Source organism: Ligilactobacillus aviarius, assembly GCF_001654615.1.
In the GTDB taxonomy this organism is placed as follows: domain Bacteria; phylum Bacillota; class Bacilli; order Lactobacillales; family Lactobacillaceae; genus Ligilactobacillus; species Ligilactobacillus aviarius_B.
On the sequence record NZ_LWUD01000005.1, the window covers coordinates 1 to 13,370 of the forward strand.

General features: G+C 41.2%; 13 protein-coding genes and 1 other annotated feature. Of the genes, 1 reads left to right on the plus strand and 12 read right to left on the minus strand.

All coding sequences use genetic code 11. From position 1 onward, the window contains the following. Positions 1-83 precede the first annotated feature (83 nt). The 6 genes from minD to A3O17_RS00890 form a co-directional block, all read right to left on the minus strand. A complete protein-coding gene (gene minD / locus A3O17_RS00865) occupies positions 84-890 on the minus strand; it encodes a septum site-determining protein MinD (RefSeq protein ID WP_057827711.1) in 807 nt (268 codons plus the stop codon). Between the two features lie 2 nt (positions 891-892). Next, a complete protein-coding gene (locus tag A3O17_RS00870) occupies positions 893-1,570 on the minus strand; it encodes a septum site-determining protein MinC (RefSeq protein WP_064208486.1) in 678 nt (225 codons plus the stop codon). Positions 1,571-1,591: 21 nt separating this feature from the next. After that, positions 1,592-2,104, minus strand: a complete 513-nt coding sequence (mreD, locus tag A3O17_RS00875; protein WP_064208485.1) for a rod shape-determining protein MreD — start codon at positions 2,102-2,104, stop codon at positions 1,592-1,594. A gap of 9 nt (positions 2,105-2,113) precedes the next feature. Beyond that, positions 2,114-2,965, minus strand: coding sequence for a rod shape-determining protein MreC (gene mreC / locus A3O17_RS00880; RefSeq protein WP_064212676.1), 852 nt, complete (start codon positions 2,963-2,965; stop codon positions 2,114-2,116). Positions 2,966-3,033: 68 nt separating this feature from the next. Further along, positions 3,034-4,035: a rod shape-determining protein gene (locus A3O17_RS00885; RefSeq protein ID WP_057906842.1), complete on the minus strand. Its 1,002-nt coding sequence runs from the start codon at positions 4,033-4,035 to the stop codon at positions 3,034-3,036. Positions 4,036-4,115: 80 nt separating this feature from the next. Then, positions 4,116-4,337 (minus strand): cold-shock protein, encoded by a 222-nt coding sequence (locus A3O17_RS00890; protein WP_057827706.1) that lies wholly within the window; start codon positions 4,335-4,337, stop codon positions 4,116-4,118. A gap of 105 nt (positions 4,338-4,442) precedes the next feature. Here A3O17_RS00890 and A3O17_RS00895 point away from each other — a divergent pair, with 105 nt between their 5' ends. Beyond that, positions 4,443-5,171 (plus strand): sulfite exporter TauE/SafE family protein, encoded by a 729-nt coding sequence (locus A3O17_RS00895; RefSeq protein WP_064208484.1) that lies wholly within the window; start codon positions 4,443-4,445, stop codon positions 5,169-5,171. Here the strand turns inward: A3O17_RS00895 and radC are convergent. The 6 genes from radC to A3O17_RS00925 all read right to left on the minus strand — a co-directional run bounded on the left by radC (position 5,168) and on the right by A3O17_RS00925 (position 13,296). Next, complete coding sequence (gene radC / locus A3O17_RS00900; protein WP_064212675.1) at positions 5,168-5,839, minus strand: RadC family protein; 672 nt, start codon at positions 5,837-5,839, stop codon at positions 5,168-5,170. The two genes, A3O17_RS00895 and radC, sit on opposite strands and share 4 nt — an antisense overlap. Before the next feature lie 43 nt (positions 5,840-5,882). Beyond that, a complete protein-coding gene (locus tag A3O17_RS00905) occupies positions 5,883-6,536 on the minus strand; it encodes an HAD family hydrolase (RefSeq protein ID WP_064212674.1) in 654 nt (217 codons plus the stop codon). Next, positions 6,526-7,857, minus strand: coding sequence for a bifunctional folylpolyglutamate synthase/dihydrofolate synthase (locus tag A3O17_RS00910; protein ID WP_064212673.1), 1,332 nt, complete (start codon positions 7,855-7,857; stop codon positions 6,526-6,528). Before A3O17_RS00910 ends, A3O17_RS00905 begins: the two co-directional genes overlap by 11 nt. Before the next feature lie 74 nt (positions 7,858-7,931). Next, on the minus strand, positions 7,932-10,598 hold the full coding sequence (locus A3O17_RS00915) for a valine--tRNA ligase (protein ID WP_064212672.1): 2,667 nt from the start codon (positions 10,596-10,598) through the stop codon (positions 7,932-7,934). 58 nt (positions 10,599-10,656) lie between these two features. After that, positions 10,657-10,879: a binding site (T-box leader), on the minus strand. A 38-nt stretch (positions 10,880-10,917) separates the two neighbouring features. Then, positions 10,918-12,135, minus strand: coding sequence for a tRNA uracil 4-sulfurtransferase ThiI (gene thiI, locus A3O17_RS00920; protein ID WP_064208479.1), 1,218 nt, complete (start codon positions 12,133-12,135; stop codon positions 10,918-10,920). A 12-nt stretch (positions 12,136-12,147) separates the two neighbouring features. Beyond that, on the minus strand, positions 12,148-13,296 hold the full coding sequence (locus A3O17_RS00925) for a cysteine desulfurase family protein (RefSeq protein ID WP_064212671.1): 1,149 nt from the start codon (positions 13,294-13,296) through the stop codon (positions 12,148-12,150). Positions 13,297-13,370 lie beyond the last annotated feature (74 nt).

The window sequence follows — 13,370 nt, forward strand, 5'->3', positions numbered from 1 at the left end:
TTAATACCATTACGCTTTCTTAAAAGTTAAAACGAAAAAGGACATTTAGATTTGATCCACTCCAAATGCCCTTTAAATCAAATTTATTTTCTCTTAAACCATTCAGTAACTTTCTCAAAAAACCCTTTTTTCTTCTGTTCCTTAAGGGACATCAACGGAACCGTTTCGCCTTCAAGTCGCCGTGCAATATTGCGGTATCCCTGTCCCGCAGCACTTTTTTCGTTTAAGACTACCGGTTCCCCTTTATTTGATGAACTAATTACGTCTTCGTCATCAAAGACGATTCCTAACAACTTGATTGATAAATGCCGGGTAATTTCGTCAACATCCATCATATCGCCATCATTAACCATGTGTTTTTTGATCCGGTTAATAATCAACATTGGGGCTTCTTTTAAGTCCTTTTGTTCCAATAAGCCGACAACCCGGTCTGCATCACGAACAGACGAAATTTCGGGGGTTGAAACGACAATTGCTTGGTCGGCACCAGCAACGGCATTCATAAATCCTTGTTCAATTCCAGCCGGACAATCAAGCAAAATATAATCAAAGTCCGGCCGTAATTCTTCAACGATTTTCTTTACTTCTTCAGGCTCCAACGCACTTTTATCTGTGTTCTGAGCGGCTGGGAGAAGGAAAAGCTTGTCGTCAAATCGTTTATCTTTAATCAACGCTTGATGCAACTTTGCACGTCCCTGAGCAACATCGACAATGTCATAGATGATCCGGTTATCAAGTCCCAGAACAACGTCAAGGTTCCGTAATCCAATATCAAGGTCGATCAAACAAACCTTTTTATCCATTAATGCCAAAGCGGTTCCCAGGTTAGCAGAGGTAGTTGTCTTTCCTACTCCGCCTTTTCCTGAAGTAATTACAATTGATTTTCCCATAATTAAAATCCTCCAAACTTGGCATAAATTTTAGGCCTTAATTTCTTCAATTCATCCATTCTCAAATATGCAAGCTTATGTAAATCATTTACAAAAACGACTGGCTTTGATTCATCTGGTTGGACCTCATCATCAAAAATTGTGACTAAATCAGCAATTCGAACCTGTTGGGCATGGGTAACATCCCCAACAATTACTGCCGAGTTATTATCTGGAAAACCAGCCGAAACGATTCCTTCAGTCTTTCCTAAAAGATAAACATTCCCGGTTGCCTGAAGGATTCCACCTTCATGGATCGTTCCCATAAAGAGAACATCCCCGTCAATCGTTTTAACCTGCCCATTCCGGATAATATCCGCATTCGCATGGATCATATTTTTTTCAATAATTGCCGCTGCATCATCTTTCAAGATAACATCGGACTTAATTCGATGAATTGAAAATAACGGATAGTTTGCAAAAATATCTTCAATTTTCTTCTTTTCATCCGCTGACAATAACCGGTTACCCGTTTGAATCTTAAAATCAACCTGATCAGCATCAAACTTTGAATTATCTTTATAAAGCTGGTCCAACAGTTGTTTGAGTTCATGTTCAATATCGCTGAATTTAGCGGCACTTCGAAGAACGATCTCATATCCATCTTTATGTCCTTTAAGTGAAATTGCTTCGTTTGCCAAGTCGCTCACCTCTTTTAATTACTATGAATATTTGAGAAAAAGTTTTTTAAGTGGATAATATAAAACCACGTACAATGCTAAGTTGAAAGCCAAGGTCGGTCCTAAAGTTCTTCCGATAAAATCGACGATCGACACTGCAGTCTGACCAACGATCAAATTCATCCCATATGAAAGGGCTGTTAAAACGGTAATATCAATTAAATAAATTAACAGTAATACAATAAATGAAGGTTCAAAGTATTGCATGATCCACCGTGTAATATAAATCATTAACGGAAAAAGAACTAAGAAAACTCCAATTATGCCGGTATAAAACATGTCATACATCAATCCGGCAAAAATCGCCCATGGAATGATGTGATCCACTTCGCCAAAACAAACCGCCATAAAGATCCATAGGAAGACCGTCCGGCATTCAACAAACGTGGTTGGAGTGATCATCCACCCTGACCAAACGTGCGTTAACGTTCCATCCAAAAAAATTGCAAGAATCAATCCAAGCGGAAAGATGTATCTCATTTTAGGAATTCGCATAGTGCACCTCTAATCTTGCCGTTTCGCAACCGTTACAACGTTTAAGTTCGTCATGTCAGCTGCCGGCTTAATGTAAATCTTAGTTGGAAGTCCTGCTTGTTGGTTAACAACCTTTTCGACCGTCCCGACAAATAACCCTTTAGGCGTCGTCCCGCCTAAACCAGAGGTAATGACTTGGGTCCCCTTCTTTACATTTTCCTTTGAAGTAATTTGCCCCATGACCAATAAGTTTGTATCCGTATCATAACCCGTGATCAAACCGTTTACAGTTTGTCCATTATTATCAATCAATTGAACTGCAAACCGGTCAGCCGCATCATCCTGGGTTGTTACCAATTCGACCTTACTATTATTCTTATTAACTTCCATAACGCGGCCAATCAGCCCTTTATCAGAAACAACGGCTGAGCCCTTGGTAATTCCTGCATTTGATCCTTTGCTGATCACAATTTGGTTTTGCCAGGTCGAAGGTGAGCGCGAAATAACATAGGCCGAAATATCGGTATATGATGTCAAGCTTTTATTCAATGATAACTGTTGCTTTAATTGCTTATTTTCTTGCTTTAAAGTTTCATTTTCAACTTGAAGGGCATTCATTGAATCTAACTTCTTTTTCAACTGCACATTTTCTTGGTATGTATCCGTCAAATTTGAAACGGAACCCGTCATCCTTGAAATTCCCTCAACTGGAGCATTTACAACTTTATCAACGACTCCGGCAGCACTATTCCCAATATTTTGAATAAAGGAAGGGGTCGAACGATCATTCCGAACAAAAATTGAAAATGCAATCAATAAGAACGCGATAATTAACGATACCATTGTAATAACAAGTTTCTTATTGAAAAATGGTTTTTGCATTTAAAATCCTCCTCAAAATAAAAACCGTATCATTTTAACCCGCGATGATACGATTTTTAATTGCCATGTTATTTCTTCATTACATCAATATTCTTTAATGATTCACCTGTACCAATGGCAACACAATCTAGTGGTTCTGAGGCAACAAATACTGGAACCTTCGTTGCTTCTGAAATAACTTCTGGTAAATGTCTTAATTGTGCTCCGCCACCAGTTAACACAATTCCGTGATCAATAACATCGGCAGCAATTTCAGGAGAAGTTTCTTCCAATGTTTCCTTGATTGCTGTAATAATTGCTTGAACAACTTCTTGAATTGCCTTCGCAACATCTTCAGGCTTAATTTCAACTGTTTGCGGCAACCCGCTAATTAAGTCACGGCCCCGAACGCTTTGACTATCTAACTCTTTAGCAGCCTCAACTGAAGCTGAAGCAACGTCGATCTTCAATTGTTCAGCTGTTCGTTCACCAATCAACAAATTATAATGTTGCCGCACATATGCTGTGATTGCCTCATCAAGCTTGTCTCCAGCCATGCGAATCGAGCGACTTGATACGATTCCGCCTAATGAGATCGTTGCAACGTCCGTTGTTCCCCCACCGATATCAACAACCATACTTCCGGTTGGATCCATTACAGGAAGTCCAGCACCGATCGCAGCTGCAAATGGTTCTTCAATTACATATGCATCCTTTGCCCCTGCGACCTTCGTTGCATCGATCACGGCCCGTTTTTCAACTTCCGTTACTCCACTCGGTACACAAACCATTACATCAGGCCGTCCTGAATGAGGCTCAAGTGATTTATCAATGTAGTATTTCATCATCGAAACCGTTGTATCATAGTCGGCAATTACCCCATCTTTCATTGGGCGAATCGCAACAATACTTGCAGGGGTTCTTCCAATCATTGCCCGCGCTTCTGAGCCAACTGAAACGATTTCGTCTGTCTTTGTGTTCTTCGCTACTACTGATGGTTCCCGCAATACAATGCCTTTTCCTTCTGAAAAGACAATTGTGTTCGCCGTTCCAAGGTCAATTCCGATATTTCTTGCACCAAATCCGAACACTCTTTCTCATCCCTTCGTCCGCTTAATTTAATATTTAGTAAAATTATACCACAGTTAAAATCAATTAAATAGCACTAAAATCAATCGTTCAGTTCCCCATTCAACGGTTCAACTTCGACGGCTTGCATTCCACGTTTGCCTTCAATTTCAACAAATCGAACCCGCTGTCCTTCATCAAGCGTCTTGAACCCCGGAGTGATGATTGCTGAAAAATGAACAAATAAGTCTTTTCCACGATCATCCGGGGTAATAAAACCGTATCCTTTTTGTTTATTAAACTGATGAACTGTTCCCGTTAACATGATTGACCTTCTTTCTTTATGCAACAAAATTCTATCATATCAAATTTTGATAAACAAGAAATGGTTAATGATATAATAAAAGTATTATTTTGAAGGAGAAAACAAATGACCAGCATGATCTTCATTACGCTTATCGGATTTTGTGCGGCAATCATTCAAACGACTGGCGGCTTCGGTTTTGGATCGCTTTTTGTACCGCTCGTCTCAATGATCATTGCCTACCGGTATGCAACTTTTATTTCAATTATCACCTGCATGTTTTTACAAATCTCAATTATTATTAAATATTTTAAAAAGATCCAGTGGCGGCTGATTATTGCACCTGCCATTATTTCCTTTTTTACGTCATATCTCGGAATCCACCTAATGGTCGGTTTTTCGTCAAGGACAATGGCAATTCTTTTAGGAATTTTTCTTTGGATCCTTGCGGTTTACCTAATTTTGATCGCCCCGAAAGTGAAGTTAAAGAAAAATATTTGGGCCGAACTAGGGGTTGGTGCAATCAGTGGATTTACTGGCGGAATGTTTGCGGTTGGAGGACCGCCAATGGTTGCTTATTATGATTCAGTCATTGATGATCCGGTTACATATCAAGCAACGATCCAAACATTTTTCTTTTTAACTTCGATTGCGATGGTGACCGAGGACATCCTTTGCATTCACTTTTCTTCAAAGATTGGAATGCTCGCCCTTTTCGGAATCATTGGTTGCTTGGTTGGAACCTTCGTTGGAACGAAAATTTTACAACGCATTTCAATGAAAACCGTTCGCAAAATTGCTTACATTGTAATGCTGCTTGCCGGGACATACAACTTAGCAAAGGGAATCTTTTAAATTAATTGGGCTTCCCGAAAACTAAAATAATTATTTTTACCAATAATAATGTGGTCGAGCAATTCAATTCCTAAAAGCTCACCGCACTTCACCAAACGATCAGTTAGTAACTGGTCGTTTTTTGATGGCTCCGGTTTGCCACTGGGATGATTATGCGCGATAATGACTCGCGCCGCCGTAAACTGAATTGCCAACTGAAAAATTTCGCGGGGATGAACCGTGGCGCTGTCAAGCGTTCCCTTAAAAATTTCTTTCTCATGAATGATCTGATTTTTCGTATCCAATAGGACGCCGTAAAGGACCTCTTGCCGATTAAATTTCAACTTTTCAATTAAATGGTTTCCAATCATTTGACTGGAACCAACTTGTCCTAAAACAAGCGGCGGCCGCTGCCGACATCGCTTTACAAACTCACAGACCACCTGCATCTTTACCGCTTGGGTTTGATTACTAAAGTATCTTTCCCAATCGGTTGCGGTCAGGTAACTAATATGGGTCAAATCAAAATTTTCCGTAAAAAATTGGTCCGTCAGTTGCGAAACCTTTCGCGGCGAACAAAACTGCGAAAGTAAAAGTCCAAATAGTTCCCGGTCACTTAACTGGGTTGCTCCATAACGTTTGACCTGTTTTTCTAAATAATCAGCTCGAAATTGATTCGTTAACGTCATTCAAAAACACCTCCATTTACAAATTCGCAAATGGAGGTCATTTCTAATCTTTAATAAAATCAATCACTGCATTTAAATCTGGTTGGATCGTTAACGTGTGTTTCCGTTCAAATGTTTCCGGTTGAATGTAGTCCGGCACCATAATCACCGGAATTTCAGCCCGATTTGCCGCCTTGATTCCATTGGTTGAATCTTCAATGATAATCGTCTTTTCTTTGTCTGGCCGCCCAGCCTTTTCCCATGCTTTTAAGAAAATTGCCGGTGAAGGTTTGGCCTTTTGAACATCATTCGCTGAAACGATAAAATCAAACCGGTTTTCAAAATTCGTTTCCTTGAGGTAAAAATCAATATCTTCCCGATAGTTGCTCGAAGCCAATCCATATGGAATATGATGATCTTCTAAATAGCGAGCTAAATCTAAGAAACCGGGTTTAAATTTCAACATTCCCTCTTTTACGACCGGAAGAATTTCATCCCGGCTTAATTCCAAAAAACGTTTGATCAATTCAGGATCACCGTAATCTGCGACCATCTGGTTATACATTAGATCATAACCGCCGCCGATAAACTGTTTATAGTAATCAAATGTGAACTCAAATCCCAATTTTTGGGCTGCTTTTTGGTCAGCAGCAAAATACATCTTTTCAGAATCGTATACGACCCCATCCATATCAAAGATCATTGCATCAATTTTCATTTTCATTCTCCTCATCATTTACAAAGTAATGGCGCACTTCTGAAATAAAGTAAAGCGATCCGGTAAACAGTAAAACATCATCATCTTCATCCATCGTTTGGACCGTCTTAACCAACGCCTGTTGCCACTGGGCAGCAACATTCACTTGTGGAAATTCGTCCTTGACCTTTTGCGGATCGATGACCGGGCGGGGACTATTAAAACGGGTTACCGTGATTTCAACGTTTGCCAGTTTCAACAGTTCCGTCAGCATCTCTTTCGGTTGCTTATCAGCCAAAATCGACGTAATGATGTGAATTTGCCGATCATGGAACCGGTCCTTTAATAGCTTTGCAATCTTTTTGACCGCCTGAATATTGTGCGCTCCGTCTAAAACAATCAGTGGCGATTCATTTACACGTTCAAATCTCCCGGGCCACTTCGTTTGGGCAAGAGCCCGCTTAACATCTGCATCTTGCAAATTCCAGTGTTCGCTTTCAGCCAGCAGCTCAACTGCCGTAATTGCCAAAGCCGCGTTCGAAACTTGGTAATCCCCCATCATTTCGAGATGCAAATTTTTGAGATGATTTTCGCCAAAATCATAATTGAAGTTTTCACCCCAACCGTTATTAGGTAACAGCGTTGCTTTGATTTGGTCATTAACCTTATATACGGGAGCATTCATCCGCTGGGCTTTTTCCGTAATGACTGCCAAAAGGTCATCTGGCAGATCAGCAACCACTACCGGCGTATCTTGCTTAATTATTCCCGCTTTATTGCGGGCAACGTCCTGCAATGTCGGGCCAAGATACTTTAAATGATCCTTCGCTACTCCAGTAATAACCGATACCAATGGCTGGATAACGTTTGTTGAATCATATGTTCCACCTAGTCCAACTTCAATCACTGCATAATCAACTTGTTGTTCTGCAAAATACTTGAACATAATTGCCGTATCGATTTCAAATTCGGTCGGCCCGCCGCCACGGTCAGCCCAATCATCATCCATTTGGGCAACAATTGGCTGGATTTCACTTACCATTCGAACTAAATCATCATCTGGAATCATTTCACCGTTAATGCAAATGCGGTCATTGAACTTGATAATGAATGGTGAGGTAAACGAACCAACCTTAAATCCGTTCTCAATCAAAAGCTGCCGAATGTAAGCCGTCGTTGACCCCTTTCCATTGGTCCCCGTTACATGAATCATTTTAAGTTTTTGTTGCGGATCACCTAACCGCTTGCAAAAATCGCGCATTCGATCAAGCGTCGGAATCTTCTTGAATTTCGTCCGGCCGTGAATAAACGCCAAGGCATCCTGATAAGTTAACTGTTTCACGCTGAATCCCCTTCTTGTATCATTTCCTTCATTATATAAAAAGAGAAGATTGGACTTCAATCTTCTCTTTCAAATTATTTATCCAATTCAGCTTGTAATTGGCTGATCCGATCATTAGTTGATGCAAGTTTTTCCTTGTAGTTCGCAAGTTTTTCGCGTTCCTTGCCAACCACTGCTTCTGGTGCATTTGCAACAAATTTTTCATTGCCCAGCTTCTTTTCACCGCGCGCAACTTCTTTTTCAAGTTTAGCTGCTTCGCCTTGAAGCCGTTTGATTTCTTCGTTCAAGTCAATCAAATCAGCAAGCGGTAAGTAAACTTCTGCGCCGGTGATCACCGATGTCATTGCTAAGGCCGGAGCTTCAACATCTGCATTGATTTCCAAGTGTTTTGGATGACAGAAACGTTGAATGTAATCAACATTGTCTTCGAAGATCTTCTTGGTTTCGTCGTCCTTAGTCTTAATCAAAATATCAATTGCCGATGACATTGGCGCATTGACTTCTGCCCGGCTGTTCCGAACAGACTTGATCAATTCGATCAAGTTTTCCATTTGCCGTTCAGCATCTTGATCATCAAATTCAGCGTGAACTTCAGGATACTTTGCAACCACGATCGATTTGCCTTCATGCGGCATCGTTAACCAGATCTTTTCGGTTACAAATGGAATTACCGGGTGAAGGAGCCGTAATGTTTGGTCAAGCACGTAGCAAAGAATTGCTTGGGTGTTCTTCTTTAATTTTTCATCAGAACCATTCAAGTTTTCCTTCGCCATTTCAATGTACCAATCACAGAAGTCATTCCAGATAAAGTTGTACATTGCCCGGCCAGCTTCACCGAATTCAAAGGTATCAAAGAAGTGAATAACATCTTTGACGGTGTCGTTCAACCGGCTGATGATCCACTTATCAGCTAATTGCCATTCTTCCTTCGGTGGTAATTCGGCCTTGGTATCTTCATCAAGGTTCATGATTACGAACCGGCTAGCATTCCAGATCTTATTGATGAAGTTCCATGCGCCATCCATCTTTTGGTATGAGAACCGAATATCTTGACCTGGAGTTGAACCGGTTGTTAAGAACCACCGTAATGCGTCCGTTCCGTACTTATCGATGACGTCCATTGGATCGATTCCGTTTCCAAGTGACTTACTCATCTTCCGGCCTTGTTCATCCCGAATCAAGCCGTGCAAAACAACGTTCTTAAATGGTGTCTTGCCGGTAAATTCAAGACTTTGGAAAATCATCCGTGATACCCAGAAGAAGATGATATCGTATCCTGTAACTAAAGTACTTGTTGGGAAGTAACGCTTAAAGTCTTCAGCGTCCGTGTCTGGCCAGCCCATTGTTGAAAATGGCCACAATGCACTACTGAACCACGTATCTAACACATCTGGATCTTGTTCCCAGTTTTCAGCATCTTCAGGAGCTTCCATCCCAACATAGGTTTCGCCGGTTTGCTTGTTATACCATGCTGGAATCCGGTGACCCCACCATAATTGACGTGAAATAACCCAGTCGTGAATGTTTTCCATCCATTGGTTCCAAGTGTGTTCAAACCGCTTTGGAACAAAGTTGACCTTGTCGCCATCTTTTTGGTTCTTCAATGCCATTTCAGCTAACGGCTTCATCTTAACGAACCATTGCGTTGACAACCGGGCTTCAACTTGAACCCCTGTCCGTTCTGAGTGACCAACACTGTGAACGATCGGTTCGATCTTCAACATGTAGCCTTCATCTTGAAGATCCTTAACGATTGCCTTCCGGGCTTCAAACCGATCCATGCCTTCATACTTGCCAGCATTTTCATTCATCGTTGCATCTTCATTCATTGTGTTGATGCGCTTCAAGTTATGCCGGTTACCAACTTTAAAGTCGTTCGGGTCGTGGGCAGGAGTGATCTTAACCATTCCGGTTCCAAATTCTGGATCAACGTATTGATCAGCAATGATTGGAATGTGCCGTCCTTGAAGCGGCAATACAACTTCTTTGCCAACTAATTCCTTGTACCGTTCATCACTTGGGTTGACCGCAACCGCAACGTCCCCAAACATTGTTTCCGGACGGGTCGTTGCAATTTCAATGTAGTGTTTGCCGTTGAAGGTGTAGTCTTCATCAACAAATGGATATTTAACGTGGTAAAATGCCCCTTCGTCATCTTGGTGGATAACTTCAATATCTGATAAGGCAGTCCGGGCTTGCGGATCCCAGTTAATGATGTATTCGCCCCGGTAGATCAAACCTTTATTGTATAAATCAACAAAGACTTTCCGAACAGCCTTTGATAAGCCATCGTCTAAAGTAAACCGTTCGCGGTCATAATCAACAGAGATCCCCATCTTAGCCCATTGTTTGTGGATAATGTCACTGTATTCGTGAACCCAATCCCAAACCTTTTCCACAAATTTTTCACGGCCAAGGTCGTAACGGGTAACGCCTTCTTCACGCAATTGAGCTTCAACCTTTGCTTGGGTTGCAATTCCCGCGTGGTCAGTTCCTGGAACCCATAATGTGTCGTAACCTTGCATCCGCTTTTGCCGAATCAGCATATCTTGTAACGTGTTATCCCATGCATGGCCTAAATGCAACTTTCCGGTAACATTTGGCGGGGGAATAACAATTGAATACGGCTTAGCCTTTTTATCGCCACTTGGTTTAAAAACGCCGTCTTTAACCCATTTTTCGTAACGACCCGGTTCAACTTCTTTTGGGTCGTACTTGGTTGACATATCGATTTCTCTCATCGGTCGATTCCTTTCACTTTTAAATTTTTACTGGCGGATATAAAAAAGCATTGCCGTCACATAGGACGACAATGCCGTGGTACCACCTAAATTGAAAGTGAACTAATTCACTTTCCGCTTAGCTGATTAATGATAACGAACTGTCAGCCAGTCCGGTTATTCCTAATATACGTTCAGAATAACAGCTCCCAAGCTACAAACGCTGCTTCACTTTGACTTTCACACCCACCGTCTTCTCTGAAAAATGAATGATCAGCGTTCCTCTTGTTCTCTGCTTATAGTTGTATTCTAATCTGCAATTCAATAATCGTCAAGCAGATTACAGGAGTTCAGCAAAGCTTTCTTCATTTGCGTTCATAAACTCATCTGAACTGTTGATTTCAGTAATCTGAATGCCATCCAGTGCCCGTTGGATCAAGCCATCGACATCTAAGCGTTCTTCATATTGACGTGCCCGATCGATCCGCGGCTTAGTCTTTGGAGCCGGGGGTGCAAAGACGGTACAACAGTCTTCAAATGGCTGGATCGATAAATCAAACGTGTCGATTTTTTGAGCAATTTCAATGATTTCATTTTTATCCATTGAAAGAACCGGCCGCAAAACCGGCATTGTGGTGACATCGTTGATTGCTGCCATACTTTCAAGCGTTTGCGACGCAACTTGACCTAAGGCTTCACCATTAAAAATGGCAAGTCCTTTCCGCATCTTGGCAATTTTTTCAGCTAGCCGCAACATGAAACGCCGTTGAATCGTCATCAAATATCCTTCTGGAACTTCATGTTTGATTGTTTCTTGGATTTCCGTAAATGGAACCTGAATAAACTTGATCGTTCCAACATACGGTGCCAATTTGGCAGTTAATTGCTTTGCCTTATTCAATGCTTGCTCACTGGTATATGGCGGGCTGAAAAAGTGAACCATTTCAATGGCAACTCCCCGCTTCATTGCAAGGTAACCTGCAACTGGTGAGTCGATTCCGCCAGATAACATCAACATTGCCTTACCTGCCGTTCCAACCGGCAATCCGCCAGCCCCATTGATTTTTCCGTATGACAAGAAAATTCCATCCGGCCGGACTTCACATCTCAACGTTACATCTGGATCTTTCATTTTAACGTGAATATCATCAAAGGCCTGTAAAATCGTGCCGCCTAAAAGATCATTCATCGCATTTGTGTCATACTTAAACTTATGATCTGAACGCCGGGTATTGATCTTAAACGTTAATCCGGGATGATATTTTTCCTTCATCATTTCAATCGCCATTGCTTGAACCTTTTTAACATCCCGTTCAACCTTTACGGATGGCGAAAAGTTTTGAATTCCAAAAACTTGGCCTAACCGGGCCATTACCTTTTCTGAATCTTCACCGTTTAATTGGATATGCATCCGATCACGATGGGCCGCAATTTTTAAATTTGGAAATTCATGCAATGCCTGGCGAACATTGTATCCTAACCGGTCAATAAAATTTTTGCGGTTCTTTCCTTTCGTTGAAAGTTCACCGTAGCGAACCATAATTTCTGAATATTGCATCAAAGTCCTCCATTATGAGTTGATCATTTTAAATTCTTCATATAATTTATCGAAAACGTGATTGAATTCATCCGCTTCTTCAAGTGTATTATGTTCATCAAGACTGACCCGGACTGCTGAAGTTGCAATCTTTTCAGGAACTTTCATCGCAGCTAATGTTCCCGCAATGTCACCCTTCTTTGATGAACAAGCACTCGTCGTTGAAATATAGATATCATATTTTTCAAAGGCATGCACGATCGATTCACCGCGAACACCGTCAATTGTGAAACATAAAATATGCGGCGCAAACGTTTCATCATTCTTTGAGAAAATATGCACTTTATCAAATTGACTGATATGCTGATAGATCCGATCTTTAATTGCTCGTTGATGAGCAACCTTTTGATCTTCATCTTCCATCAAAAGCCGAAGAGCCTTAGCCATTCCGGCAATTGCTGGCAAGTTTTCCGTTCCACCCCGTAAATTCTTTTCCTGGCCACCGCCATCGATCAGCGGTTGAACCATCCGGCCGCGCTTTTTGTACATAAAGCCTGTTCCGCGCGGCGCATGGAATTTGTGACCTGAAAATGCAAGAAAATCGACCCGCGGATTCCGAATCAGCTTTTCGACACCCTTGCCAATTGCCTGAACAGAATCAACGTGAAAATGAATCTTCGGATAATCATTTAAAATTTCAGCAATTTCTTCAATTGGCTGAATCGTTCCAATTTCGTTATTAATTGCCATAATTGAAACTAAAATCGTATCTTTCCGAATTGCCTTGCGCACGTCTTCAGGTGAAACCCGGCCTTCATCATCGACCGGCAGATAAGTTACATCAAAGCCCATCTTTTCAAGGTGTTTCATACTATTCATGACAGCGGCATGTTCAACGCTTGACGTAATAATGTGCTTTCCGTATGGACGTTTTTCCATTGCGGTTCCTTTAATTGCCCAATTATCACTCTCTGTTCCACCACTTGTAAAATAGATCTCATCCGGATAACAATTCATCAAATCAGCAATTTGCTTCCGTGACTGTTCAAGGAGGTTAAAAGCCTTTTCGCCCCATGAATGAAGCGATGATGAATTTCCCCAGATATTTTGACAAACCGCGTCATACGTTTGCAAAACTGACGGATCCATTTTGGTGGTTGCACTGTTATCAAAATATATCATCGAATTATCCTTTCTGTTAAAATTTTATTTACATTTATTCTGGTACGACTCGTAACTAATTTAATCATCTTACT